The organism is Nocardioides sp. ChNu-153, assembly GCF_030466625.1.
Classification (GTDB): domain Bacteria; phylum Actinomycetota; class Actinomycetes; order Propionibacteriales; family Nocardioidaceae; genus Nocardioides.
This window is the reverse complement of record NZ_JADEVT010000006.1, coordinates 1-26,257: the sequence shown is the minus strand read 5'-3', so window position 1 is coordinate 26,257 and position 26,257 is coordinate 1. Positions and strand designations below refer to the sequence as shown.

The 26,257-nt window shown below is 74.3% G+C and carries 22 protein-coding genes and 1 pseudogene; 14 read left to right on the top strand and 9 right to left on the bottom strand.

Features of this window, described 5'->3' with window-relative positions; genetic code table 11:
- Positions 1-92: 92 nt before the first annotated feature.
- The gene (locus INN71_RS09690; protein ID WP_277498676.1) at positions 93-2,264 is read right to left on the bottom strand and encodes a TerD family protein; all 2,172 of its coding nucleotides are present in this window, start codon (positions 2,262-2,264) and stop codon (positions 93-95) included.
- A 489-nt stretch (positions 2,265-2,753) separates the two neighbouring features.
- Between INN71_RS09690 and INN71_RS09685 the strand changes: the two genes are divergently transcribed.
- From INN71_RS09685 to INN71_RS09665, 5 genes are read left to right on the top strand one after another with little or no spacing between them, the layout of a single operon-like run.
- The gene (locus tag INN71_RS09685) at positions 2,754-3,398 is read left to right on the top strand and encodes an ABC transporter permease (RefSeq protein WP_277498675.1); all 645 of its coding nucleotides are present in this window, start codon (positions 2,754-2,756) and stop codon (positions 3,396-3,398) included.
- Positions 3,395-4,642 carry an ABC transporter ATP-binding protein gene (locus INN71_RS09680; protein WP_277498674.1) on the top strand — a complete coding sequence of 416 codons (1,248 nt, stop codon included), beginning with the start codon at positions 3,395-3,397 and terminating at the stop codon, positions 4,640-4,642. The genes INN71_RS09685 and INN71_RS09680 overlap by 4 nt, the downstream gene beginning before the upstream one ends.
- Complete coding sequence (locus INN71_RS09675) at positions 4,639-5,457, top strand: ABC transporter permease (protein ID WP_277498673.1); 819 nt, start codon at positions 4,639-4,641, stop codon at positions 5,455-5,457. Before INN71_RS09680 ends, INN71_RS09675 begins: the two co-directional genes overlap by 4 nt.
- 1 nt (position 5,458) lies before the next feature.
- Positions 5,459-6,472, top strand: coding sequence for a glycine betaine ABC transporter substrate-binding protein (locus INN71_RS09670; protein ID WP_277498672.1), 1,014 nt, complete (start codon positions 5,459-5,461; stop codon positions 6,470-6,472).
- Positions 6,469-7,494 carry a hypothetical protein gene (locus INN71_RS09665; protein ID WP_277498671.1) on the top strand — a complete coding sequence of 342 codons (1,026 nt, stop codon included), beginning with the start codon at positions 6,469-6,471 and terminating at the stop codon, positions 7,492-7,494. Before INN71_RS09670 ends, INN71_RS09665 begins: the two co-directional genes overlap by 4 nt.
- An 83-nt stretch (positions 7,495-7,577) precedes the next feature.
- On the opposite strand, the gene INN71_RS09660 is transcribed toward INN71_RS09665, so the two are convergent.
- Entirely contained in the window at positions 7,578-7,805 is a 228-nt protein-coding gene (locus tag INN71_RS09660; protein WP_277498670.1) for a hypothetical protein, read from the bottom strand.
- A 107-nt stretch (positions 7,806-7,912) separates the two neighbouring features.
- Here INN71_RS09660 and INN71_RS09655 point away from each other — a divergent pair, with 107 nt between their 5' ends.
- From INN71_RS09655 to INN71_RS09640, 4 genes are read left to right on the top strand one after another with little or no spacing between them, the layout of a single operon-like run.
- The gene (locus INN71_RS09655; protein WP_277498669.1) at positions 7,913-8,425 is read left to right on the top strand and encodes a 2Fe-2S iron-sulfur cluster-binding protein; all 513 of its coding nucleotides are present in this window, start codon (positions 7,913-7,915) and stop codon (positions 8,423-8,425) included.
- Positions 8,422-9,414, top strand: a complete 993-nt coding sequence (locus INN71_RS09650) for a xanthine dehydrogenase family protein subunit M (protein ID WP_277498668.1) — start codon at positions 8,422-8,424, stop codon at positions 9,412-9,414. The genes INN71_RS09655 and INN71_RS09650 overlap by 4 nt, the downstream gene beginning before the upstream one ends.
- Entirely contained in the window at positions 9,411-11,558 is a 2,148-nt protein-coding gene (locus tag INN71_RS09645) for a xanthine dehydrogenase family protein molybdopterin-binding subunit (protein WP_277498667.1), read from the top strand. Before INN71_RS09650 ends, INN71_RS09645 begins: the two co-directional genes overlap by 4 nt.
- Before the next feature lie 11 nt (positions 11,559-11,569).
- On the top strand, positions 11,570-12,079 hold the full coding sequence (locus tag INN71_RS09640; RefSeq protein WP_277498666.1) for a histidine phosphatase family protein: 510 nt from the start codon (positions 11,570-11,572) through the stop codon (positions 12,077-12,079).
- Between the two features lie 417 nt (positions 12,080-12,496).
- Here INN71_RS09640 and INN71_RS09635 read toward each other — a convergent pair whose 3' ends face one another.
- The 4 genes from INN71_RS09635 to INN71_RS09620 all read right to left on the bottom strand — a co-directional run bounded on the left by INN71_RS09635 (position 12,497) and on the right by INN71_RS09620 (position 15,912).
- The gene (locus INN71_RS09635; RefSeq protein ID WP_277498665.1) at positions 12,497-13,753 is read right to left on the bottom strand and encodes an acyl-CoA dehydrogenase family protein; all 1,257 of its coding nucleotides are present in this window, start codon (positions 13,751-13,753) and stop codon (positions 12,497-12,499) included.
- Positions 13,750-14,502, bottom strand: coding sequence for a nitroreductase (locus INN71_RS09630; protein WP_277498664.1), 753 nt, complete (start codon positions 14,500-14,502; stop codon positions 13,750-13,752). Before INN71_RS09630 ends, INN71_RS09635 begins: the two co-directional genes overlap by 4 nt.
- A 79-nt stretch (positions 14,503-14,581) precedes the next feature.
- A complete protein-coding gene (locus tag INN71_RS09625) occupies positions 14,582-15,619 on the bottom strand; it encodes a GTP-binding protein (protein ID WP_277498663.1) in 1,038 nt (345 codons plus the stop codon).
- Between the two features lie 35 nt (positions 15,620-15,654).
- Entirely contained in the window at positions 15,655-15,912 is a 258-nt protein-coding gene (locus INN71_RS09620) for a WhiB family transcriptional regulator (RefSeq protein ID WP_277498662.1), read from the bottom strand.
- Between the two features lie 291 nt (positions 15,913-16,203).
- Between INN71_RS09620 and cofD the strand changes: the two genes are divergently transcribed.
- From cofD to INN71_RS09605, 3 genes are all read left to right on the top strand, one after another.
- Positions 16,204-17,244, top strand: a complete 1,041-nt coding sequence (cofD, locus tag INN71_RS09615) for a 2-phospho-L-lactate transferase (RefSeq protein WP_277498661.1) — start codon at positions 16,204-16,206, stop codon at positions 17,242-17,244.
- Position 17,245: 1 nt separating this feature from the next.
- Entirely contained in the window at positions 17,246-18,244 is a 999-nt protein-coding gene (cofE, locus tag INN71_RS09610) for a coenzyme F420-0:L-glutamate ligase (protein ID WP_277498660.1), read from the top strand.
- A gap of 90 nt (positions 18,245-18,334) precedes the next feature.
- Positions 18,335-19,102 (top strand): DUF3105 domain-containing protein, encoded by a 768-nt coding sequence (locus tag INN71_RS09605; RefSeq protein WP_277498659.1) that lies wholly within the window; start codon positions 18,335-18,337, stop codon positions 19,100-19,102.
- A gap of 102 nt (positions 19,103-19,204) precedes the next feature.
- Here the strand turns inward: INN71_RS09605 and INN71_RS09600 are convergent, their stop codons facing one another.
- The gene (locus INN71_RS09600) at positions 19,205-20,275 is read right to left on the bottom strand and encodes an NDP-sugar synthase (RefSeq protein ID WP_277498658.1); all 1,071 of its coding nucleotides are present in this window, start codon (positions 20,273-20,275) and stop codon (positions 19,205-19,207) included.
- Between INN71_RS09600 and INN71_RS09595 the strand changes: the two genes are divergently transcribed.
- Positions 20,274-21,077 (top strand): TIGR03089 family protein, encoded by an 804-nt coding sequence (locus INN71_RS09595; RefSeq protein ID WP_301800127.1) that lies wholly within the window; start codon positions 20,274-20,276, stop codon positions 21,075-21,077. The two genes, INN71_RS09600 and INN71_RS09595, sit on opposite strands and share 2 nt — an antisense overlap.
- On the opposite strand, the gene INN71_RS09590 is transcribed toward INN71_RS09595, so the two are convergent.
- Both INN71_RS09590 and INN71_RS09585 read right to left on the bottom strand, forming a co-directional pair.
- Entirely contained in the window at positions 21,061-23,997 is a 2,937-nt protein-coding gene (locus tag INN71_RS09590; RefSeq protein ID WP_277498655.1) for an FG-GAP-like repeat-containing protein, read from the bottom strand. The genes INN71_RS09595 and INN71_RS09590 overlap by 17 nt on opposite strands.
- Before the next feature lie 246 nt (positions 23,998-24,243).
- On the bottom strand, positions 24,244-25,674 hold the full coding sequence (locus INN71_RS09585) for an LCP family protein (protein ID WP_277498654.1): 1,431 nt from the start codon (positions 25,672-25,674) through the stop codon (positions 24,244-24,246).
- Between the two features lie 296 nt (positions 25,675-25,970).
- Here INN71_RS09585 and INN71_RS09580 point away from each other — a divergent pair.
- Positions 25,971-26,257: pseudogene (locus INN71_RS09580) on the top strand (hypothetical protein); the annotation flags it as partial.

Genomic DNA, 26,257 nt, shown 5'->3' with positions numbered 1-26,257 from the left:
AAACACACCCCCCCCCCCCCCCCCGCGACCCGGTGCGGCCAACCGCGATCACCCGGTACGACGGGTGGCCGGGGCCTTCACCCCGGCTGGGATCAGCCCTTCGGCACCCAGGGACGCAAGTGCTGCACCACGTCGGCGTAGAAGGTGGTCGTGACAGCCTTGACCGAGCCGATCAAGGTGCCAGTGCCGGCTGCGCGCTTGCTGCCGAGCGCCAGGTCGAGGGAGACGGTGAACGCCTTGATCTCCCGCTGCTCCTCCGGGACCAGGCACGACGGGTTCTGGCGGGCGCCGCCCAGCAGCGCGGCGGTCGACGCGCCCCGCGGCCCTGCGAGGTGGGCCTCCACCCGGATCGACTCCTTCGCGTGCTCCGGCAGCTGGCGGAGCAGCCACTGGACCCGGGTCAGCGGGCGCGTGTCGCCGCGCGGAGCGGGGACGGTGATCGACGCCATGGCCTTGTCCGAGCGCAGGTCCGCGCCGACGACCAGCACGTCCACCGCCCCCGGCACCTTGAGGCGGCCGAACAGCAGGCCGGAGTCCGCGAGCTGATGGCGGCGGCTCGCGTGGTCCGGGGTCTCGCGCGGCGGGAGGGACTGCACCTCCACCCCGAGCAGCCCAGTCATGTGGTGCCCCAGGTGCTGGACCAGCTCGTCGAAGCGGGCGCTGACCTCACCCGTGGCCTTGTCGGAGGCGCGCGCCGTCTTGGCCTTGACCGCCTCGCGGACCTTGACCCAGCTCGGCCCCATGTCGCCGAGCCCGCCCATCCCCGAGCGGGCGTGGTTCATGTAGCGGATGAACTCGTCGAGCACCTTCGCCTGCGTCGCGTCCGCGACGCCACGGTGCCGAGCAGCCAGGACGGCCTCGGCCCGGATCTGGTCCCACGACAGGTGGTGCAGCGAGACCTTCCGCAGCTTGCGTCGGTCGATGGCGACCGGGTGCTCGGCGTCCCCGCCGGCGAGCTCGTTGCTGATGGTGATGACCGCGTCGTACCCACGGCTGCGGGCGATCTCGACGTACTTGTCGATCTGCTCGACGTTGAGGCGCCCCGTGGACGTCTTCACCTCGACGAGGGCCGTCCACTCCTTCCGCCCGCGCCGCACCTGGATGACCCCGTCGGGCCGGTACGCCTCCTCGTCCTGGCCGAAGGGCACCTCGATGAAGGTGCTGACGGTGCCGCGGGGTGCACCGCAGCGGGCCGTCAACGCGGCCCCGAACTCCCGCACGGTGCTCATCACCGCCAGCAGCGCCGACGTGGCGCGACGCTCCTGCTCCTCGCCGCTGCCGATGCCCGCGACGGGGAAGAGCCGTGCGGGCTGCCAGTCGTTGCCGTCCTCGGCCGGGATCGAGGCGTCCCAGTCGGCGGGCAGGCGCGGGGCGCGGGTGGGGCGTCGCACCGAGACGGACCGCTTCACCGGGGCCGGCGGTGCTGCGGGGTCATCGTCGGCTGCCGCGGCCGACTCCTCGGCGAGTGTCGGCGGCGCTCCGGCGTCGTCCTCCGCCGCGACGACGGCGGCTGGGTCGAGAGGAGGAGCGGCGGTCTCGACGGTGAAGGTCGGCGAGGCGTAGCCGGCCGTGTCCGACCCCTCGGCTGCCCCTCCGGTCACTGCCGGGGCGCCGGGGTCCGCTGCTACCGACGGGCCCGCGGCGGCGTCGTCGGTGTCCGGCTCCTCGGACACGTCCACGCCGTGCTCGGTCACCAGCGATGCCAGCCCCTCGACGTACCCCCGGCCCACCGCCCGGATCTTCCAGCTGTCCTCGCGGCGGTAGAACTCGCCGAAGACGAGCGCGAGCTCGTCGGTGGCGTCGTCGATGTCGTAGACGAGCAGGTCGGCCGCGTCGGAGGTGCGTTGCAGCCGGAGCCGTACGCCGGCCGCGTCACCGAACGTCGTACCGCTCGCGGGATCGAGGCTCGCGGCGACCACGATCCGCTCGATCTCCTGCGGCACGTCGTCGAGCTCGATGGTCACCACGTCCGAGGACCAGCCCTGGTGGGCCTCGTCCGTGCCCGGCTCCGGGCGCACCTTGTCCCGCAGGTGCACCGCGCCGTTGAGGGCCACCGGCTGGTTGTAGAAGACGAAGTCGCGGCCGGAGCGCACCTTGCCGGTGCTGTCGAGGAGCAGGACGCTCACGTCGGCGTCGACGGGCTCGTCGTCCCGGCCCCGGCTGTCGAGGAACACCGTCAGGCCGCCGAGCTCGGCACCCAGGTCGTCGAGGGCTGCGTTGGCTCCCCTGCGCAGCTCGCGGGGAGCGGGGTTCGCGTCGTTCACGGTCCGAGCCTCACACGCCCTCCCGGTCCTGCGCCGCGGAATCGACCGAACGAGAACCACGCCAATGCGCCCGGCCTGCGGCTCGCCGCGACGCCGCCAGGTCGCGGTGGCAGCGGTGGTCATCCACTACCGCTCCTACCGCGACTCACCACAAGAGGTCGCCCCCCACGACCTCGCCGTGGGCGGGGACGACCTCAACGGGGGCGCCCTCGACCGCCTGCCAGCGGTCGATCCAGCTCGGCGTCGTCCCCCCGATGCTGGGCCTCCGGCGGGCCCGCGGAGGGCACCGTACCCGGGTACGGCGTGGCGCGCGCCACCTTCTTCCGCCCTCCCTGCGCCCGACATCGTTATGGTGAGCGCCGAGCGAACAGCGTTCGCACGCCGGGTGTCACGCTGCGCTACGCGTGGGACCCCCGGCGGTCCGCCCGTCGGAGGGGCTCCTCCCTGCGGCGGGATCCGTGCACGAACCGGCCGGAAGGGGCGTTGCCGATGGGTGAGTTCATCGCCGAGCGTCGACAACAGATCGCCTACGACATGCTCCAGCACGCGAACCTGGTGTTCCAGTGCGTGCTCGTCGCCACGCTCGTCGCCGTGCTGCTCGCGGTGCTCATCAACCGCTTCCGGGCGTTGGAGCCGATCGCCAACGCCGTCTCGGCGATCGGGCTCACGCTGCCGGCGTTCGCGCTGGTCGGCCTGCTGCTCCCCCTGACCAGCCTCGGCACCGTCACGGCGTTCACCTGCGTCGTCTTCTACGCCGTGCTCCCCGTGCTCCGCAACGCGGTCGTCGGCCTGGCGGGGGTCGACCCCACCCTCCTCGAGTCGGCCCGCGGCATGGGCATGAGCCCGGTCGGGGTGCTCCTCAAGGTGCAGCTCCCGCTCGCCTGGCCCGTGATCCTGGCCGGCGTCCGCACCTCCATGCAGATGTCGATGGGCATCGCCGCCATCGCGGCGTACGTCCTCGGCCCCGGCCTCGGCTCCTACATCTGGCGCGGCCTGACGCAGACGGGCGGCGCGAACGCCCTCAACTACGCGCTCGTGGGCACGATCGGCATCATCGCCGTCGCCCTCGTCGCCGACCTCCTGCTGCTCGTCCTCGGGCGGCTCACCATCTCGAAGGGAGTCCGGGTCGCATGACCGAGAGCATCGAGAGGCCGGCCGGCGCCACCAGCACGAGCGCCACCGACCACAGCAGCGCGGCTGCGCCCGACCGCCACATCAGCGGCGTCGAGATCCAGCTGCGCGACGTCGTCAAGAAGTACCCCGGACAGAAGTCCGCCGCCGTCGAGAGCCTGTCGCTGACGGTCCCGGCCGGTGAGGTGGTGATGTTCATCGGGCCCTCCGGCTGCGGCAAGACGACGTCGCTGAAGATGATCAACCGGCTCATCGAGCCCACCTCCGGCACCATCACGATCGGCGGCGAGGACGTGCGCGGCCGCGACGCCGACGAGCTGCGCCGCACGATCGGCTACGTCATCCAGGGCGGCAGCCTCTTCCCGCACCTGACGGTGGCCGACAACATCGCCGTCGTCCCCAAGCTGCTGAAGTGGTCGAAGCAGCGCACGGCCGACCGCGTGGAGGAGCTGCTCGACCTCGTCGGGCTCGAGCCCGGGCGCTACCGCGACCGCTACCCCCGCGAGCTCTCCGGAGGCCAGCAGCAGCGCGTCGGCGTGGCCCGCGGGCTCGCGGCCGACCCGCCGGTGGTGCTGATGGACGAGCCGTTCGGCGCGGTCGACCCCATCACCCGGCAGCGGCTGCAGGACGAGATGCTCGGCATCCAGCGCGAGCTGGGCAAGACCATCGTCTGCGTCACCCACGACATCGACGAGGCCATCAAGCTGGGCGACCGCATCCTCATCCTGTCCGAGGGCGCCCACGTCGAGCAGTACGACACCCCCGAGAACGTCCTGGCCGCCCCGGCCAACGACTTCGTGGCCGACTTCGTGGGCGCGGGCTCCACCCTCAAGCAGCTCAGCCTGTCCCGCGTGGACGAGCTGCAGATGCTGCCGTGGACGACCGCGCGGGTGGGCGACGACGCCGCCGAGGCGGTACGACGCGCCGAGGCCGCCGGCCACGACTGCATCGTCGTGCTCGACGCCCGCAACCGCCCCATCGCGTGGCCCTGGCTGCGCAACCTGCGCCGCGGCGGCTCCATCGACATCGCCCGTCGCGACGAGCTCATCACCCTCGACCAGCGCGCCACGCTCAACGACGCCCTCGACACGATGCTCAGCTCGTCGCACGCCGGCGCGATCGTCACGGACTCCCGCGACACCTACGTCGGCGTCGTCGACTTCGAGTCGGTCACCACCCACATCCGCTCCCAGGAGGCCTCCGCCAAGGAGGCCCAGCAGGCGCGCGCCGACGGGGCGGTCTCGTGACGACGACGACCGGCACCCCCCTCGACGGGCGCGACACCGCCGCCACGCCCCCCACGGGGCTGCGGGGCTGGATGGCCCGCAAGACGGTGACGCGCGAGGCCGTGACGATGCTCGTCCTCCCCCCGCTGCTCATCGCCGTCGCCTTCGGCGGCTTCGTCGTCTGGCGCCAGACCGCCGAGCTCGACTCCGTCGAGGCGCAGCAGCTGCGCTGGGGCACGCTGACCCGGCTGCTGGTCGACCACGTGCAGCTCACGGTCGTCGCCGCCGTCATCGTCGTGGCCGTCGCGCTGCCGCTGGGGATCGCGCTCACGCGCGGCCGGGTACGGCGCGCCGCACCGCTGGTGGTCGGCATCGCGAACGGCGGCCAGGCGGCCCCGGCCGTCGGCCTCATCGTCCTGCTGTTCCTCTGGCTCGGCGGCGGCTTCTGGACGGCGATCCTGGGCCTCAGCCTCTACGGCCTCCTGCCCGTGCTCCGCAACACGATCACCGGCATCCAGGCCGTCGACCCGACCCTGGTCGAGGCCGCCCGCGGCGTCGGCATGACGTCGTTCGAGACGCTCCGCAAGATCGAGCTGCCGCTCGCGGTGCCGGTCATCATGGCCGGTGTGCGCACCGCGCTCGTGCTCATCGCGGGCACGGCCTCGCTGGCGTGCTTCATCAACGCCGGCGGTCTGGGCGAGGTGCTGCAGACGGGCATCTCCCTGTTCCGGTTCTCGCTGATGATCACGGGGGCGCTGCTCATCGCCCTGCTGGCCCTGCTCATCGAGTGGGTCGGCCGTCTGCTCGAGCTCGCCTACCGACCGAAGGGGCTCTGACATGGCTCGCACGACCGACGCACGACGGCGGGGCGCGCGGCGTACCGGCGTCGTGGCCACGACCCTGGCCGGGGTGGGTGCGCTCCTCTCGGGGTGCGCGCTCGGGACGGCCGGCGGCTACGTGCCCGAGGGGCAGCTCGCGGGCGACCTCGAGGACACGCCCTCGCTCGAGGGCGCCTCCATCGCGGTGGGCTCGAAGAACTTCAACGAGAACGTGATCCTCGGCAAGATGGCGATCATCCTGCTGCGCGCGGCGGGCGCCGACGTTGCGGACCTCACCAACGTGCCCGGCAGCGCCGCGGCCCGGCAGGCCCACCTCGTCGGGCAGATCGACGCCATGTGGGAGTACACGGGCACCGGGTGGATCACCTACCTCGGCGAGAGCGACCCGATCCCCGACGAGCAGGAGCAGTACGAGGCGGTGCGCGACGCCGACCTCGAGCAGAACCAGCTCGTCTGGCTGCCGCCCGCGCCGATGAACAACACCTACGCGTTCGCGATGAACCCGGAGGTGACGGAGCGGCTCGGCATCACGAGCATGTCGCAGCTGGCGGAGATCCCCGTCGAGGAGCGCACGTTCTGCGTCGAGTCGGAGTTCACCAACCGCCCCGACGGGCTGCCCGGGATGCTCGAGACCTACGGCATCCCGCTCGGCGACCCGCAGGGGACGCCGGAGTCGAACCTGCGGACCTACCAGACCGGCGCGATCTACGACGCGACGGCGCGGGGCGAGTGCAACTTCGGCGAGGTGTTCACCACCGACGGCCGCATCCTGGCGCTCGACCTGACGGTGCTGGAGGACGATCAGCAGTACTTCCCGAAGTACAACGTCTCCCTCGTGCTGCGCGAGGACGTCGCGGAGGAGTACCCGGAGATCGAGGACCTCATGGCCCCGGTCACCGAGGCGCTCACCGACGAGGTGCTCATCGAGCTGAACGCGCGGGTCGACGTCGACGGCGAGGAGCCGGCCGACGTGGCCTACGACTGGCTCGTCGAGCAGGGCTTCGTCTCGTGACCGCCACCGCCGACCGTCTGCTGGACGCGCACACCCGCTGGGTCGTGGACCGCCTCACCACCGGCGGGCCCGACGGCTCCCGCGACGAGGCGATCGCCGAGGACGTCGACCTGCTGCTCGACCTCGGGTCCGAGCTGACGCTCTCGGACGTGCTGAGCCCCGACGAGGTCTCCGACGCGCTGGAGCGCGTGCTCGTGACCGTGCCGCCGAGCGAGGGCGCGGCGCGCTTCGCCGCCTCGGTGGCCGACGCGCTGCTCGACGGGGACATCGACCGGTTCGCGCTCTCCGACGTGGTGAGCCGCGCGCACGTCGAGGCGTGGGTACGCCGCGTGCTCGCCGGCGTCGACGGCATCGAGGCGGCGCTCGACCGCCTCACGCGCAGCCCGCAGGTGGCGACGCTCGCCGGCGGGTTCGTCGGCCGCATCGTCGGCGAGGTCGTGCAGGCCAACCGCGCCGCCGCGGAGAAGATCCCGGGGGTCGGCTCCCTGGTCTCCTTCGGCGCGAACGCCGCGGGCCGGGTCGGTGGCGCGGCCAACAGGCAGCTCGAGGGCCTGCTGGGCGACACGGCCGGCAAGGGCGCGGTGTTCGCGATGCGGCGCCTCAACAAGGTGCTGGTCGACACCCTGCGCGACCCCACGATGCCGGACGCCTTCATGGAGGTCTTCGACCTGTACCGCGACGAGCCGCTCCCCCGCGTCGGCGACGTCGTCTCGCGCGACGAGGCGCACGAGATCGCCGGGCTCGTCCACGAGGTCGTCGCCGGCGCGGCGCCGTCGCCGCCGGTGCAGCAGATCGCCACCGCGGTGGTGAGGCAGGTCTGGGCCGATCACGGCGACCGGCCCGTCACGGCGCTGCTCGAGGAGCTCGGCCTGACCCGTGACGAGCTGGTCGTGCACGCGATCTCCTTGGCCCCGCGGCTCCTCGACGCCGCCCACGCCGACGGCCGGCTCGAGGCCCTGGTGCGCGGCCGGCTCGCCCCGTTCTACGCCTCCGACGAGGTCGCCGGCATCCTCGAGGCCTGAGTCCCCGCCTGCGGGCACACCGCGGGCCCGGTCCCCGTCCGTCGGGGAGCCGGGCCCGTCGGGGCTGCTGCGTGCTGGTCGGCTCAGGCCGTGCCGCCGAGGATCGACTGCGCGTCGACCTCGCCGTGCTCGTCCTGGATCGCGTCGGCCAGCTTGGCGCGGTCGGCCTCGCTCACCTCGATGCCGACCTCCTCGAACCCCTTGTGGAGCTCGGTGTCGACGGTGCCCTCGGTGGCCCCGTCCTGCCAGGAGGTGACGCGGTCCACGACGACCTGGATGGCTTCGAACTGCTCGGAGGTGTAGTCGCTCATGCCGTGACGGTACCCACGCGGCCCTGAGACGAGCGGCCGCCGTGTCCCCGCTCGCGCCCGCTCCGGCGCCGGGGGGCCGTCGACCGCTGCGTGGGTACCGTCACCGCATGGACGTGGACCTGACCCTGACCGTCGACGGTGCGGAGCGGACCGTCGCCGTCGACACGCGCACCACCCTCCTCGACGCGTTGCGCGAACGGCTGGGGGTCACGAACCCGAAGAAGGGCTGCGACCACGGCCAGTGCGGCTCCTGCACGGTGATCCTCGACGGCCGGCGCCACCTGACGTGCCTCACGCTCGCGGTGGCCCACGAGGGCGCCGAGGTCGTGACGGCCGGCGGGCTGCGCGGCGCCGACGGGGCCCTGCACCCGGTGCAGCAGGCGTTCCTCGACCACGACGGCTTCCAGTGCGGCTACTGCACCCCGGGACAGGTGTGCTCGGCCGTCGGCGTGCTCGACGAGGTGCGTGCCGGGCACCGCAGCCACGTCACCGAGGACCTCGAGGCCGACCCGGAGCTCACGGACGACGAGATCCGCGAGCGGATGAGCGGCAACCTGTGCCGGTGCGGCGCCTACCCCGGCATCCTCGCGGCCGTGCGCCAGGCCGGCGGTGCCGCGTGAGGGACTTCGCCTACCACCGCGCCGACGACGCCGCGGGGGCCGTCGCCCTGGTCGCGGCCGACCCCGACGCCCGCTTCCTCGGCGGCGGGACGAACCTCGTCGACCACCTCAAGCTGGGCATCACCTCCCCCGGCACGCTCGTCGACGTCAGCCGGCTCCCCCTCGACCAGGTCGAGGAGCTGCCCGACGGCGGCCTGCGGGTCGGTACGAACGTCCGCAACAGTGACCTCGCCGCCCACCCCGCGGTACGGCGGGACTTCCCCGGCGTCGCGCGCGCCCTCCTGGCCGGCGCGTCGGGCCAGATCCGCCACCAGGCCACCACCGGCGGCAACCTGCTGCAGCGCACCCGCTGCGTCTACTTCCAGGACGTCACGACCCCCTGTAACAAGCGCGACCCCGGCTCGGGCTGCTCGGCCCTCGAGGGCTACGGCCGCTACAACGCGGTCCTGGGCCTGAGCGAGGCCTGCGTGACCACCCACCCGTCCGACCTCGCCGTCGCCCTGGCGGCGGCCGACGCGACCGTCGTGGTGCTCGGCCCCGAGGGCGAGCGCCGCATCCCGCTGGTCGACCTGCACCGGCTGCCGGGCCACCACCCCGAGCGCGACACGGTGCTCGAGCACGGGGACCTCATCACCGCCGTCCAGCTGCCCGCCTCCGCGGTGGCGCGGAACGCGACGTACCGCAAGGCGCGCGACCGCGCGTCGTACGCGTTCGCCCTCGTCTCCGTGGCCGCCGGCCTCGAGCTCGACGGGGAGGTCGTGCGCGACGTGCGCATCGCCTGGGGCGGCGTCGCCCACAAGCCGTGGCGCGCGCTGCTGGCCGAGGAGGCGCTGCGCGGCGCGGTCCTCACCGAGGACGCGGTGCGCGAGGCCGCCTCGGCCGAGCTGGCCGCGGCCACCGTCACGGCGCAGACGGCCTACAAGGTCGACATGGTGCGGAACCTGACTGCGCTGGCCCTCACCCGTCTCGCGGAAGGAACCGGCCGATGAGCGAGCAGTCCCCCGACGAGGTCGTCCCCGAGGTCGTCGCGCCGCAGGTGATGGGCCGCCACCTCGACCGCCAGGACGGGGTCGAGAAGGTCACCGGGGAGGCGACGTACGCCGTCGAGCACCCGGTCGAGGGCGACCTGCTGCACGCCTGGCTCGTCACCTCCACCGTCGCCCGGGGGCGGGTCGTGCGGGTCGACGCCTCCGCCGCCCTCGAGCACCCCGGCGTCGAGGCGGTCCTCGACCACGAGAGCGCCCCCCGGCTGGCCGACACCGAGGACCGCGAGCTGGCGGTGCTGCAGGACGACCGCATCGGCTTCCGGGGACAGGTCGTGGCGCTCGTGCTCGCCACCAGCTCGGAGGCGGCCCGCGAGGGTGCCGCGCTCGTGGCCGTGCACCAGGACGCGGAGGCCCACGAGGCCGCGTTCGCGCCGGGCAGCGCGACGTACGCCCCCGAGGAGGTCAACGCCGGCGCCGAGACCGACACCGTCGACGGCGACCCGACCGCGGCCCTGGCTGCGGCGCCCGTGGTGGTGGACGCGGTCTACGAGACGCCGCACGAGTACAACAGCCCGATGGAGCCGCACGCCGCGACGGCGCTGTGGGACGGCGAGCGGCTGACCCTGCACGACTCCACCCAGGGCGTGCACCCGGTGCGGGCCACGCTCGCGCCGCTGCTCGGCCTGGAGCCCGAGCAGGTGCGGGTGCTCGCGCCGTACGTCGGGGGTGGCTTCGGCAGCAAGGGCCTCCCCCACGCGCCCGAGGTGGCGGTGGCGCTGGCCGCGCTGAGCGTGCCGGGCCGGCCCGTGCGGCTCGCCGTGACGCGGCAGCAGATGTTCGCGCTGACCGGCTACCGCACCGCGACGCGCTCCCGGGTCCGCCTCGGAGCGGAGCCCGACGGGCGCCTGGTGGCGCTGCGGCACGACGCCGAGTCGCAGACCTCGCGCATCAAGGAGTTCGCCGAGCAGACGGCGACCGCGGCACGCATGATGTACGCCGCCCCCCACCGCGCCACGACCCACCGGGTGGCGGAGCTGGACGTGGCCGTGCCGTCGTGGATGCGGGCGCCGGGCGAGATGCCCGGCATGTACGCCCACGAGGTCGCCATGGACGAGCTGGCCGTCGCCACCGGGGTCGACCCCATCGACCTGCGGGTGCGCAACGAGCCCGAGGTCGACCCCGAGACGGGCAACCCCTTCAACGACCGCCGCCTCGTCGAGTGCCTGCACCGGGGCGCCGAGCTGTTCGGCTGGGCCGAGCGGCCCGAGGGCGTCCGGGCGCGGGCCGAGGGTGACTGGTGGGTCGGCACGGGCGTGGCGTCCGCGACGTACCCCATGCTCTGGATGCCGGGCAACGGCGCACGGGTGCGCTCGGTCGAGGGCGGGCGCTACGAGGTCGCCATCGGCGCGGTCGACATCGGCACCGGGGCGCGCACCGTGCTGCTGCAGGTCGCCAGCGACGCGCTCGGGTGCCCGCCCGAGGCGATCGACCTCCTCGTCGCCGACTCCGAGCTGCCGTTCGCGACCGTGGCGGGCGGCTCGTCGGGCACCTCGTCGTGGGGTACGGCGATCGCCGCCGCCGCGCAGCAGTTCCGCGCCGACCACGGCGAGCACCCCGACCCCGGGGTCGCCACCACCGCGACGTCGGGGCAGTACGCCGACATGTCCGGCCACTCCCTGCACTCGTTCGGCGCCGTCTTCGCGGAGACCCACGTGCACCGGTGGACGGGCGAGGTGCGGGTCGAGCGGCTGCTCGGCGTCTACTCGGTCGGGCGGGTCATCAACCCGACGACCGCGCGCTCGCAGCTGCTGGGCGGCCTCGTGATGGGGCTGTCCGCGGCGCTGCACGAGGAGGGCTGGCGGGACCCGCGCTTCGGCCACACGGTGACGCAGGACCTCGCGACGTACCACGTGGCCGCCCACGCCGACGTGCGCGACCTGCGCGCCGAGTGGCTCGAGGAGGAGGACCACCTGTCGACGCCCATGGGCTCGCGCGGCATCGGCGAGATCGGCATCGTGGGCACCGCCGCGGCCATCGCGAACGCGACGCACCACGCGACGGGGGTGCGCGTGCGGTCGCTGCCCGTCACCGCGGACCACTTCCTCGACCTGCCGGCGCTGGCGCCCGAGCCGGCCGGGAAGGCCTGACGCCGGTGGCGGTGGACGCCGGACGGCACCTGGTGCTCGTGCGGCACGGCAAGTCGGACTGGTCCACGTGGGTGCCCGACCGCGACCGGCCGGTGGGGCCGCGCGGCCGGCGCCAGGCGACCGAGGCGGGCGCGTGGCTCGGCGCGCACGGGCCGAGGCTCGACCTCGCCGTGGTGTCCCCGGCCGTCCGCGCGGCGACCACCTGGGAGCTCGTCGCGGCCGGTCTCCCGGCCCCGCCGCCGGTGGTGCACGACGAGCGGGTCTACACGTTCGACGCCGACGACCTGCTCGCCGTCGTCGCCGGGCTCGACCCGGCGCTCCCCGCGGTGGCGCTCGTCGGCCACGAGCCGGGCCTCGGCGAGCTGGCGTCGTCGCTCGCCGGCGACGCGGTCGCGATGCCGACGTCGGCGATCGCGTGGCTGCGGTGGGAGGGCGTCTGGGCCGACGCCGTGGACCACGCCCGCGCCGGTACGGCGACCCTCCACGCCGCCGGCCGCCCCCCGGCCGCGCCGGGCGAGTAGCCCCTCCCGGTTCCCGGCGCTCCGTCCGGCTCCAGGGGGCTTTCCGGTGGTTGAGGTGGCCGCCCCGGCGGCCACGCGGTGGTTGAGGTGGCTGCCCCGGCGGCCCTCGAAACCACCAGCCGGCTGACGTGCACGGATCGCACCGTGGTTTCGAGGGGCGCTAGCGCGCCCACCTCAACCACCGAGACGCGCCACGGCTCCGCCGGTGGTTGAGGTGGCCGCCCCGGCGGCCTTCGAAACCACGGGCCGGCAGACGTGCACGGATCGCACCGTGGTTTCGAGGGGCGCTGGCGCGCCCACCTCAACCACCGGGGCGCAGCGCCCACCTCGACCACCGGGGCGCTGGCGCGCCCACCACAACCGGGGCGCAGCGCATTCCTCGACCACCGAGACGCGCCGCGCCCGGCCAGCCGGGCGTCACGGGCGCAGGACGCGCTCGCGGGTGGCCTCGAACCGGGCGATGGTGCGCAGGTGCACCTCGTCGGGGCCGTCGAAGATGCGCATGGCGCGGTGCCAGCCGTACATCAGCGTCAGCGGCACGTCGTCGCTGACACCCGCGCCGCCGTGCACCTGGATGGCGCGGTCGATGACCTCGAGCGTCACGCGCGGCACCGACACCTTCGCCATCGACACCAGCGGGGCGGCCGCCTTGTTGCCGTGCGCGTCGATGACGGCGGCGGCGTGCCGGCAGAGCAACCGCGCCTCTTCGATGGCCAGGCGCGACTCGGCGATGTCGCGCTGCACCATGCCCTGGTCGGCCAGGGGCTTGCCGAACGCGACGCGGCTGCCGGCGCGCCGTACGAGCAGGTCCATGGCCCGCTCGGCGGCGCCCAGCGCCCGCATGCAGTGGTGGATGCGCCCCGGGCCGAGGCGGGCCTGGGCGAGGGCGAACCCGGCGCCCTCCTCCCCCAGCACGTTCGTGACGGGCACGCGCACGTCGGTGAGCAGCACCTCGCAGTGCCCGTGCTGGTCGTGGCGACCGAACACCGGGAGATCGCGCACGAGCTCCACACCGGGCGAGTCCATCGGCACCAGCACCATCGACTGCTGCCGGTGCTTGGCGGCGCCGGGGTCGGTCTTGCCCATGACGATGAGCAGCCGGCAGCGCGGGTCGGCGGCACCGGAGGTCCACCACTTGCGGCCGTTGATGACGTACTCGTCGCCGTCGCGCACGATCGAGGTCTCGATGTTGGTGGCGTCGCTGCTGGCGACCGCCTTCTCCGTCATGGCGAACGCGGAGCGGATCTCCCCGTCGAGCAGCGGCTGCAGCCAGCGCTCCTGCTGCTCGGGCGTGCCGAACAGGTGCAGCAGCTCCATGTTGCCGGTGTCGGGAGCCTGGCCGTTGATGGCCTCCGGCGCCAGCTCGAGGCTCCACCCGGTGATCTCCGCCAGGCCCGCGTAGTCGAGCTGGCTGATGCCGCCGATGTCGGGCATGAAGAGGTTCCACAGCCCGCGCCGCCGTGCCTCGACCTTGAGCGTCTCCACCACGGGCGGCAGCGTGTGGTCGTCGGGGCCGGCCGCGGCCCGGTACGCCGTGTACTCCGCCTCGGCGGGGAACACGTGGTCGTTCATGAACTCCACCAACGACCCCCGCAGCTCCCGCGCCCGTGGCGAGGGCGTGAGGTCGAGCCCCGCCACGTCGAAGGGGTCGTCGGTGGGGAGCAGGTCGGTCATCGGGTCTCCTCGGCGGTGGGGCGGCGGTCGACGACGGTCAGGACGTCGGCGACGGGGGCGCGGTCGGTGCGGAACGCGTTGACCGGGTGCTCCGGGTCGGCGTGGCCGAGCGCGACGGCGCAGACGACGAGCCGGTCCTCGGGCAGGGCGAGGAACTCGTGCACCGCGCCGGAGTACATGGCGATCGCCGCCTGGGGGCACGACGCCACGCCGTGGGCGGCGGCCGCGTTCAGCAGGTTCGCGACGTACCCGCCGCAGTCGATCGCGCCGTACGTGCCCTGCTGGCGGTCGGTGGTGACGACCGCGACGTGGGGCGCGCCGAAGAACGAGAAGTTGCGGAACATCTGCAGGCCCCGGGCCTCCTTGTCCTCCCGCGCGATGCCGAGGCTCTCGTAGAGCGCGAACCCCGAGGCGCGGCGGCGGTCGGCGTACACCCCCGCGTACCCCTCGGGCATCGGCAGGTCGGACGACCCCGGCGCGGTCAGCACCGCGGTCTCGAGGTGCTGCGCGAACTCCGGCACGGCCTCGCCGGTGACGAGGTGCACCTGCCAGGGCTGCGTGTTGCACCAGGAGGCGGTGCGCTGCGCCAGCCCGAAGATCGCGGCGAAGGTCTCCGGCGCGACCGGGTCCGGGAGGAAGGCCCGGCAGCTGTGCCGCCGCGCGAGCAGCTCCTCGAGCGCCGACGCCGGCGCGCCGTCCGGTCCCCCGCCGGTCCCCGCGGGTCCGCCGTCCTCCACGAGCTGCACCACGCGCCCCTCCCCGTCCGCACCGGGCCGATCGTTCGATCGGTCCGGGGCGAGCGTACGACAGCAGCCCCGGACGGACCGGTCAGTCGGAGGTCGCGCCGTCGCGGTCCTCCGGCGGCGGGGGCCGCAGCCGAACGGGGACGAACCGCTCGAAGCCCCCGAACGCGTCGCGGTCGACCTCCTCGCCGGGCCGCTGCACGACGTCGCCGAGGGCGTCGTACGCCGACCCGCCGAGCTCGGGCCCGATGAGGACGAGGGAGCAGCCGCGGACGCCGCTCGGCACACCCGGCGTGATGCGCACGTGCCGCCCCACCCGGTGCACGGTCCAGCGCGCCGGCACGCCGGGCACGTCGATGCCCACGAACCCCTTGACGCGGAACGCCTCGGGCACCCCCGAGGCCAGCAGCGTCGCGAGGCGCGCGGGGTGCAGCGGGCCCGGGTGGGTCCAGCTCACCGACCGGTACGGCGTGTGCAGGTGCGCGTGCTCGTCGGCCCGGATGTCGCCCAGCGTCAGCTGCCGGTGCGGGTCGTGCCGCAGGTCGAAGAGCAGGGAGGGGTCGAGGGCGCCCTGGCGGGCGACGGTGACGGGGCGGCCGGGGACGAGGACCCGCAGCCGTGCCCGCAGACGGGCGAGGTGCCCGGCGTCCACGCGGTCGGCCTTCGTCAGCACGACGAGGTCGGCCGCGGTGAGCCGGCGGTGCAGGTCACCGCCCTCGTCGACGGTGGGCGTGTTCTCGGCGTCGACGAGCAGGACAAGGCCGCCGAAGCGGGCCCGGCGGCCCAGGTCTCCGACGACGCGCTGCACGAGCACTCCGGGGTCGGCCACGCCGCTGGCCTCCACGACCACCACGTCGATGCCGGCCCGCGGGGCCGTGAGGCGGGTGATGAAGTCGGCGATCGCGCCGTGGTCGGCGGCGCAGCACAGGCAGCCGCCGGTGGCGGAGAACATCATGTCGGCCTGGCCGGCCACGAGCAGGCCGTCGACGTCGACGTCACCGAAGTCGTTGACGATCACGCCCACCCGCGTGTCGGCGCTGTGGCGCAGCAGGTGGTTGACGACCGTGGTCTTGCCGGCGCCGAGGCTGCCCGCCACGACGACGACCGGTACGGGCTCCACCACGAGGCGCGAGCCTACTCAGGCGGCACGCAGCCGCCTCAGACGGCTGCGCGCTTCTTCAGCTTGCGGCGCTCGCGCTCGGAGAGACCACCCCAGATGCCGAAGCGCTCGTCGTTGAGCAGCGCGTACTCCAGGCACTCGTCCTTGACCTCGCACGTCAGGCAGACCTTCTTGGCCTCCCGCGTGGAGCCGCCCTTCTCCGGGAAGAACGACTCGGGGTCGGTCTGGGCGCACAGCGCGCGCTCCTGCCACCCCAGCTCCGCCGAGTCCTCGTCCACGAGATCCAGTTCGTTCACCGCACCCGACCTTTCGACCCGACTCCGACCCAGCTGACCCTGCTGCCGCGCACACGACCCCCACCACGACGTCGGGGGGTCTGCGACGAGCACACGTGGCGTCCGGGGGTACTGCTCCACCAGCAGGTCACACCGTAACGACACTGTGGGAATTACATGCCTGTCGTACCCCGAAGTCAAGCCCGTCATCTGGTAGAGGGGCACCCGGAGGGGTGATCCGGGACCCTGGTCCCGGGTCCGCCCGTCGGCCCCGGCGCGAGGTCGGACCCGATCATCGGGCAGGGTGGTTCCATGAGCGCTCCCGGCACCCCCGTGCGGCGCGTCACCGTGCTCTCGGGCGGCATGGGCGGCGCACGCTTCCTCCAGGGCCTGCGGCACGGCCTCGCGCACGGGCTCGTGCCCGGCGCGTCGGCCGACACCGAGGTCACCGTGGTGGCCAACACCGCCGACGACATCTGGGTCCACGGCCTCAAGGTCTGCCCCGACCTCGACACCGTCATGTACACGCTCGGCGACGGCATCGACCTCGAGCGCGGCTGGGGCCGGCGCGACGAGACGTGGAGCGTCAAGGAGGAGCTCGCCGCGTACGGCGTGGAGCCGACGTGGTTCGGCCTCGGCGACCGCGACGTGGCCACCCACCTGGTGCGCACGCAGCTGCTCGAGGCGGGCTACCCGCTCTCGGACATCACCACGGCCCTGTGCCGGCGCTGGCAGCCCGGCGTGCGGCTGCTGCCGATGACCGACGACCGCGTCGAGACCCACGTGGCGATCGCGGACCCCGACGCCCCCAGCGGCCGCCGGGTCGTGCACTTCCAGGAGTACTGGGTGCGCCTGCGCGCCGAGGTGCCCGCCGAGGCCCTCGTCTTCGTCGGCCTCGACGAGTCCGAGCCCGCCCCGGGCGTGGTGGAGGCCCTGACGGAGACCGACGTCGTCCTCCTCCCGCCGTCGAACCCGGTCGTCTCGGTCGGCACCATCCTCGGCGTCCCCGGGGTGCGGGCGGCGCTGGCCGCCTCCGACGCCCCCGTGGTCGGCCTCTCCCCCATCGTGGGCGGCGCCCCCGTGCGCGGGATGGCGCGGCAGCTGCTGGAGGCCATCGGCGTCGAGGTCACCGCCGGGGCGGTGGGCGCGCACTACGGCGCCCGCGCGAACGGCGGCGTGCTCGACGGCTGGCTGGTCGACGAGCGCGACGCGGACCAGGTGGCCGTCGCCGAGGCCGCCGGGGTCCCGACCCGCGCCGTGCCGCTCATGATGAGCGACCACGACGCCACCGCCGCCATGGCCGCGGCCGCCGTCGGCATGGCGCTGGAGCTGCGCGCCGACCGGGAGGCCTGAGGTGGTCGGACGCGTCGAGCTCGTCGCGCCCGAGGGGGTCGGCGAGGTCGCGGCCGACACCGACCTGGTCGCCCTGGTCGCCGACCTGCTCGCACCGGTCGACGGCGACGTCGTCGTCGTCACGAGCAAGGTGGTCGCGAAGGCGGAGGGACGCGTGCGCGCCGGTGACCGCGAGGCCCTCGTCGACGCCGAGACCGTCCGCGTCGTGGCCCGCCGCGGTCCCACCCGCATCTCCCGCACCCGCCACGGCCTCACCCTCGCTGCGGCCGGCGTGGACGCCTCGAACGTGGCGCGGGGCTCCGTCGTACCCCTCCCGGCCGACCCCGACGCCTCCGCCCGCGCCCTGCGTGCCGGGCTGCGCGAGCGCACCGGCGTCAACGTCGGCGTCGTCGTCACCGACACCGCCGGCCGCGCGTGGCGCGAGGGCCAGACCGACATCGCCGTGGGCGCCGCGGGCCTCCGCGTGCTCGACGACCACGCGGGTCGCGTCGACGGCTACGGCAACGAGCTGGCCGTCACCGCCCCCGCGGTCGCCGACGAGATCGCCGGTGCGGCCGAGCTCGCGCAGGGCAAGCTCTCGGGCCGGCCGCTGGTGCTCCTGCGTGGCCGTGCCGACCTCGTGCTGCCCCCGGACGAGGACGGCGCCGGCGCCCGCGGGCTCGTCCGCGACCCCGCCCGCGACATGTTCGGGTACGGCGCACGCGAGGCCGTGGTCGCCGCGCTCGCCGCCGAGGTCGACCCCGCGGACCTGGCCGACGGCTTCGGCGCGCCCGCGAGCCCCGGCGACCTGGCCGACGCGCTGGCGCGGGTGCTCGCCGTACCCGTGCTCGTCGTCGAGGAGGCCCCGGAGGGCCGCGCCGCGGCCCCGTTCCACCTGTCCGTGCACGTGCCGCCCGCCGCCGGCCTGGAGCGGACGCTCGACGCGCTCGGCCGGGCGTTCGCGTGGCACTGGGAGCGCACCGGCCCGGCGGAGGTCCGCTTCGTCCCGGGGACTCCGTAGACTCTCCCCTCGTGCGCCCGCCCGGGGCGCCCGTGCACGCCCGCGCGCACACCCTCCTGACCGCCGTCCACCCGTGAGGAAAGCCTGACCGTGGCGAAGACCCCCAGCAACGACCGTGCCGCCAAGGCCAAGAAGCAGCTGAAGGCGCACCAGCGCGCCGAGCGCCGCGGCAGCTTCATGATCGTCGGCGTCTGCGGCGTGGTCGCGCTCCTCATCGTCGCCGCCGCGGCGTACCGCCCGGTGATGAACTGGTGGGAGCTGCGCCAGTTCAACGACATCGACCTCGCGAGCATCGGTGAGCCCGCCGACACCTGCAGCCCCGAGCAGGTGCTCGCGGCGACGGGCAACCAGGACCACCAGGACGACGGGGACATCACCTACGAGACCTCCCCGGCCATCTTCGGTCCCCACCGCAGCGTGCCCGCCCCGATGGAGCGCAAGTTCTACGGCTGGGACGAGGCCCCCGAGGTCGAGCAGCTGGTCCACAACCTCGAGCACGGCTACACGTTCCTCTGGTACGACCAGACGGCGTGGGAGGACGAGGAGATGATGGACGAGATCCGCGGCATCGCGAGCAAGCTGAAGGGCACCGACAACTTCCGCCTCAAGTTCAAGGCCGCGCCGTGGAAGGGCGAGGAGGACGGCGGCACCGCCTTCCCCGAGGGCCAGCACATCGCCATCGCCCACTGGGCCTCCTCGGCCGAGCCCGCCGTCGGCGAGGCGCCCGAGGACCTGCCCGAGGAGGGCGACAGCGGCTTCGGCGTCGTGCAGTACTGCTCCGCCCCGAGCGGCGAGGCGCTCGAGGACTTCATGCTGCGCTGGCCCTACACCAACTCGTGGGAGCCGAACGCCATGTGAGCCACTCCCCCGCCGACCCGGCGGGGGTACGACGAAGGGCCCCGGTCGCGCCGACCGGGGCCCTTCGTCGTGCTCGGGGGCGTGCTCGGGGGTGGTGCGGGGTCAGTCCCCGGCGCCCACGGTGCTGCCGACGTCGACGCGCTCGTCGGTGACGTGCGCGCCCGCGGTGACGACGACCTCGTCGCCGAGCGTCGCCCCCCGCAGCACCGCGTCGCGACCCACCCGGGCCCAGGGCCCGACGACCGAGTCCGTGACCCGGGCGCCCGCCTCGACGACGGCGCCGGTCATGACGATGCTGCCCTCGACCACGGCCCCCGCCTCGACGGTGGCCTCCTTCATGACGACCGATCCCCCGCCGACGTGGTCGCTGCGGACGGTGGCTCCCTCGGCGACGCGCGCGCCGGCCTCCGCCGCGCCGATGGCCGGGGTCGGCGCCACGCCGAGGACGACGTCGCGCGACGCGCCCACCAGGGCGGCCGGCGTACCCACGTCGCGCCAGTAGGCGGTCTCGACGAAGCCGACGACGAGGCGGCCGTCGGCCACGAGGCCGGGGAAGGTCTCCCGCTCGACCGAGACGACCTCACCGGCGGGGATGGTGTCGATGACGTCGCGGCGGAAGACGTAGCAACCGGCGTTGACCTGGTTGGTGACGGGGTCGTCGGACTTCTCCACGAACGCGGTCACCCGGCCGGCCGCGTCGGTGGGCACGCAGCCGAACGCGCGGGCGTCCTCGACCTCGACGAGGTGGAGGCTCACGTCGACGCGCTGCCCGTCGCGCGGGGTGCGGAAGTCCTCGAGCTGCGCGGGCAGGTCGTGGCCCGAGAGCACGTCGCCGTTGAGGATGACGACGGCGCCGTCCGGGTCGTCGGTCAGGGCGTCCGCGACGTTGCGGATGGCCCCGCCCGTGCCGAGCGGCTGCTCCTCCAGCACGTAGTCGATGCGCACCCCCCAGCGGCTGCCGTCGCCGAGCACCGGGCGGAACTGGTCGGCGTGGTACGACGTGGCGAGCACGACGTGGTCGACCCCCGCCTCGGCGAGCCGCGCGATCTGGTGCTCGAGGAAGGGCACGCCGCCGACGTCGAGCAGGTGCTTGGGACGACGGGCCGTCAGCGGGAGGAGCCGGGAGCCGAACCCACCCGCGACGATCACCGCCTCGACAGAGGAAGGAGTCATGTCGGGCATCGTAGAGAAGGCTGGGAGGATGGCCGACGTGACCCACGCCGCCGCACCCGCCCGTCACCGTCCCGCCACCTTCGCGACGCTGCTCGCCGACCTGCTGCGCGCCGAGCCGGGTCGCCCGCTGCTCACCTGGTACGCCCACGACGCCGACGGCCAGGTGGTGGACCGGACCGAGCTGTCCGTGACGACCTACGCGAACTGGGTCGCCAAGACCGCCGGGCTGCTCACCGACGCGCTCGACCTCGAGCGCGGCGACCGCCTCCTCGTCGACCTGCCCACCCACTGGCTCGGTCCCGTCGTCGCCGGGGCCGCGTGGACCGCGGGCCTCGTCGTGCTGCTGCCCGACCACCCCGGCGCCGACGAGGCCGACGCGGTGGTCGTCGGCCCGGACCGCCTCGAGCGCTGGGCCCCCGAGGCGGGCCGGCGCGTCGTGGTGGCGGCGGCGCTCACCCCGCTCGCGCGCCCCTTCGCGACCGGTGTGCCCGCCGGCGTCCACGACCTCGGCGTCGAGGTGTGGGGCCAGCCCGACGCGTACGTCGCGCTCGACCCGCCGACCCCCCAGGACGCGGCGCTCGGTGCGCGCACCCACGCCGAGCTGTTCGCCGCCACGGGCTCGGAGCCCGCGCGCGTGCTCGCCCACGCCCTGACCGACGAGGGCGCGGTCGCGACCGCGTGGTCGGTGCTGGCGGCCGGCGGCTCGCTCGTCCTCACCGACGACGACGCGCCGCTCGCGCCGTGGTGGCGGGAGCGGCGCGTCGTCCTCGAGCGCGACGAGCGGATCAGCCCAGCAGGTTGACCTTCGACGACGCCTGGGCGAGCACGCGGTTGGTGACCACGCGTCCGGAGGCGTCCCACTGCACCAGGCGCAGCAGCCCTGTCGACTTGTGGCGGATGACGAGGTCGGGCCGGCCCGCCCCGGTCAGCGACGCGACGGTCGTCACGAGGTCGTAGCCGCGCAGGTCGAGCCCGCCGTACGAGTACCAGTCGGCCAGGCGCTGCGACGCGGAGATGCCCGGCTTGAACCCGTTGACGCCGTTGCCGGGGAAGATCCGCAGCGTGCCCTCGGCCGAGCGGCCGAAGAAGTCGGGCATCCCGTCGCTGGTGACGTCGCCGACGAACCGCAGCGACGTGACGCCCTCGACGCCGGAGCCGAGGGGCACCCCGGCCGCGAACGTGCCGGTCCCGGTGCCGCGCCACAGCGTGAGCCCGCCCCCGGAGCTGCGGGTGACGAGGTCGCCCCGGCCGTCCTTGTCCCAGTCGCCCACGTTGAACATCTGGGTCGCGGCGGGCACGACGACGTTGGTCGCGACAGCCGGGGTGTGGTCCACCTTGCCCGAGTGCGGCAGCAGGTAGACGTCGTCCCCGACGCGCGTCAGCAGGTCGGGCGAGCTGCCGCCGATGACGTTGCCGCCGCCGGAGATGCTGCGGTAGGCGCCCTTGGTCGCGACCGGGCCGCGGGCCGGACCGAGGCGGGCGTCCCCGTTGCCCGGCATGATGTAGACGGTGCCGCTGGACAGACGCACGACCAGGTCGGCCTTGCGGTCGGCCGTGACGTCGCCCCAGCCGCCCATCGCGGAGATGGAGCCGAAGTCCCCGGGCACCTGGATCCGCGCGCCCATCGCGACGACGCGACCCTTGACGGTGCCGGCCACGCCGCCCGGGATGATCCACAGCTTCCCGGCCGTGTCGCGCATGACGAGGTCGGGCTTCCCGTCGTCGGTCAGGTCCCCGACACTCGTGATGAGCTCGTAGCTGCGCCAGTCGCGCGCCACCTTCGTGGGGGTGAAGCCGCCGCGGCCGTTGCCGAGGTACACGTAGGTCTCACCCGTGGCCTTGAAGCGGGCCAGCAGGTCGTTCCTGCCGTCGCCGTCGATGTCGCCGACGGGCGTCAGGTTGTCGGTGCCGCGGAACATCGAGGCGCTCGCCAGCTTCGTCGTGGCGAACCCGCCGCCGCCCGTGCCCGGGCGGATCCACGCCGCACCGCCGCGGTCGACGATGACCATGTCGGCGCGGCCGTCGCCCGTCAGGTCCGGCGACAGGGCGACGCCCTGGGCGCCGGTGAAGCTGCCGGTCAGCTTGACCGGGGCGGTGTAGGAGGTGAGCCCACCGGTGGGCAGCAGCCACACGCGACCGTCGCTCATGCGGAACGGCACGTCGGGGTAGCTGTTGCCGATCAGGTTCGAGCCGGTGATGGCCGGCTTGCTGACCGTGCTGCCCGGGGCCGGCGTGGGCGCCGGGGTCGGGGCCGGGGCCGGCGCGCTGGCGCCGTTCTGGATGCGCTTGGCCTCGGTGCGGATGCCCGGGATCTTGGCGTAGAGGTACTTGCCCGGGCAGGCCGTCTGGCCGCCGTCGCGGTGCCCGATGATCGCCGGGAACCGGTCGCCGCCGAAGCTCTGGTTGGTCGAGGCCGCGTCGACGCCGTGGATCGCGAGCTTCCACGCGAGGAGGTTCGCGATGGCCTGCACCATGGCGGCGCTGGGCTGGGCGGTCTCGTAGTTGCCGATGGCCGAGATGCCGAACGCGTAGTCGTTGTACGCCGAGATGTGCGCGCCGCGGACCGCCTTCGTGATGCCGCCGTAGCGGCCCTCCCACAACCGGCCGAACTTGTCGACGAGGAAGTTGTAGCCGACGTCGGCCCAGCCCTGGGACTTGGTGTGGTACGCGTAGATGCCGCGGATGATGCCCGGCACCTGAGCGGCGGTGTAGTCGTTCGCGTTCACCGTGTGGTGGATGACCGCACCGCGCACGGCCGCGTAGCGCGGGGCGCTGTCGCGCATCGACTCGTCGGCACCCCACTGGGCGCGCGAGTAGATGGCGGGCTGCGGCACGGACGCCGCGGCGGCCAGCCGGAGGTCACCCTGCGCCGAGGCGTCGGGGGTGTCGGACGCGGCCGTGGTGGTCGCGGTGGTGGCGCCGGTGGCGCTGCCCGCGTCGTACGACGCCGTGGTCGCCGCGGTGGGGTCGGCGGTCGTGGTGCCGTCGTACTCCGGGGCCTCCTCGACGACGGTGGTCTCCCCCGGGTCGATGACCGACACGGTGAGGTCCGCCGGCACGCCGCCCGGGGCGACGACGTCGACCTGCACCTCGTCGACCTCGCCCACGAAGACGAGCTCGGTGCCCGGGCGGGCGTCGGCCTCGGCGGTCGCGTCCGCGGCGTCGGTGTCGTCGGCGCCGTCCGTGGCCTCCGCCTCGTAGGGCAGCTCCTCCCAGGCCGACCACGTGCCCGCGGTCGCGGTGCGCACGCGGAAGTCGATGTCGTCCCCGGTGACCTGCACCTGCGGGTCCCAGGTGACGCCGACCGCGCCGAAGCCGGTGACGGGCTGCGGCTCGCTCGTGAGCTCCGTCGCGGGCACCGCGACCGGCTCAGCGGCCGGCTCCGTCGTCGCCGGCGCGGGCTCCGCGGCCACGGTCGACTCCGCGGCCGTCGTCGGCGCGGCGGGGGCGAGCGGCGGCTCCACGGACGCACCGGTCGTCGTGTCCTCCTCCGCCACGCCCTCGGCGTCGGTCAGGGGCACCTCGGCGACGGTCGGCTCCACCGGGGCCGTGGCCACCGGGGCCTCGTCGGCCGCCGCGGCGACCGGGAGGGTCGCCGCCTCGGGGGCGTGGGTGACGTCGAGCGAGATGGTGTTGGCCGCGGGGGCCAGGACCGCGAGGACGGCGAACAGCGCCAAGAGCTGCTGGCAGGCGGTGACGAAACGGGCCTTGCTGGGTGGCATGGGTGACTCTGCTCCTGCGCGCGAGGGGGGAAGTTTTCACACGAGACAGCAGTAATCACACACGTCACTTCCGTTACCGGCAAGCGAATGCGCGAACTACACGAGTGTAATTAGCAAGCCGACACGCCGAGCACACAGACGATTTAACCGTCAAATCGGCCCGTTCGTGGCGCGACACGCCAGAAAAGCAGCGGCGCCGCCCCCCGAGGACCGGGGAGCGGCGCCGCCGCGGGGGTGGTGAGGGTCTCAGCAGGAGGAGCCGAGGTCCGTCGTCTCGTTGGCCGTGTAGCCGTCGTCGCGCGAGCCGAGCGAGCCACCGGTGACCGTGGGCTCGCCCTCGACCTCGGCCTCGGCGTCGGACTCCGTCGCCGCCTCCGTCGCCGCGGCGCTCGCCTCCGCCTCGGCCGCGGCCTCGGCTGCGGAGTCCGCCGTCGCGCTGCTGCGTCCCACGGCGTCGTCGATCATGCGGTGCACGACCGCCATGTCCGGGTTCGCCGTGTCGACGGCCGGCGGCACGATCGACACGGTGGCGATCGGCTCGCTGCGCGCCTTCAGGGCGAGGTCGACGAACGTGTCGAGCTCGCTGCGCGGGATGCTCGTCTCGAGCATCGCGGAGCCGGCTGCGGCGATCTCGCCGAAGCGGGAGACCAGCGTGGCCGGGTCCAGCTGCTGCAGCATCGCGCTCATGACGCACTTCTGGCGCGCCATGCGCGAGTAGTCGTCGGAGTCCTCCCGCGAGCGGGAGAACCACAGGGCCTGGTAGCCGTCGAGCTGCTGCACGCCCGGCTCGATGTAGCCGTACACCGGGGAGCCGACGCCGCCGATCGGGATGCGGCTGCGCACGTTCATCTCCACGCCGCCGACCGCGTCGACCAGGCGCTCGAACCCGCCCATGTCCACCATGGCCCAGTAGTTCACGTCGAGGTCGGTGACGCCCTCGACCGCCGAGAGCGTCGCGTCCATCCCGATCTCGAACAGCTCGTCCTCGCTCGCCGACGACGACGCCCCGAACAGGTCGGGGTGGTCGGTGGCCCAGGTCGTGACGCCGTTGAGGTAGCAGCCCTCGCAGTCGAACCCGTCGGGGAACTGCTCGTCCATCACCGAGCCGGGGGCGAAGGGGAAGTTGGCCAGGTTGCGCGGCAGCGAGACCAGCACGGTCTCGCCGCTCTGCTCGTCGATGCTCGCGAGGGTCATCGAGTCGGTCCGCAGGCCGACGCGTCCGTCCCCGGCGTCGGCACCGAGCAGCAGCACGTTGTAGCGGCCCCCCGTCGCCTCGGTCGCCTCGCCCTCGCCGAAGACGGTCTGGATGGCTCCCTGGCCCGCGCCCACGATGTGGGCGCCGAAGAGCAGCGAGCCGACGACGGAGAAGCACAGCACGCCGTTGACGCCCACAGCGACGAGCCGGCGGTTGCGCTGGAGCGTCATGGGCTCGCCGAGGCGCCAGGCGTCGACGAACAGCGCGGCCCACCCGAGGGCGAGCGCGATCAGCAGCAGGCGCAGCACGCCGAGCACGTCGGTGTTGAGCGCCAGGGAGAACGCGAAGCCGTCCCACACGAGGCTGACGAGCGCGACCAGGGCGACGACGCCGACGAGGCCCAGCCACACGCGCAGGGCGAAGCGGCCGACCCGCCGGTCGCCGGCCACGAGCTGCGCCGACCCGGGCAGGACCAGCGTCATGAGCATGAGCGTGAGGGCGCGCCGGAAGCGCACCCCCGCGGCACGCCGCTCGGGGTCGTCCGCGCGGGGGCGCGGAGCCCGCACGGCGGGCGGCGCCGGACGGGGCCTCCGCGCACCGGGGGGCGGTGGGCCCGACGGGCCGCCCACGCGGTCGCGCGTGGGCAGGTCGGTAGGCGGCATCGAGCAGGCCTTTCTCGCCGGGGAAGGAGCGCCAGGGCTTGCGCGGCTCATCTCACCAGCCCCACGCGTACCAGCGGTGACGCCACGCCGGGGTCGCGGACGGTAGCGTCCCCCTCATGGCAGACGGTCAGCGGCGGGGAGGACGGCCCGAGGAGGGCACCCCCGAGTACGAGTGGCTCTACGGCTCCTCCGGCAGTGCCCCCCGGCCCGACCAGACCCAGCCGACGCGCCGTCGTCCGCGCCCCGGGCCCGACGACGAGAGCACCCGGCTGCTCCCGGGCGGCGGGGCCCCGGGCGCAGCGGCGGCCGGGGCCGGCGCGCAGCAGGGCCCGACCGACGCCGACCTCTACCCCGCCGGCCGCCCCTCGCGCCGGTCGACCTCCCGCCCGGCCCCCGCGCCGCA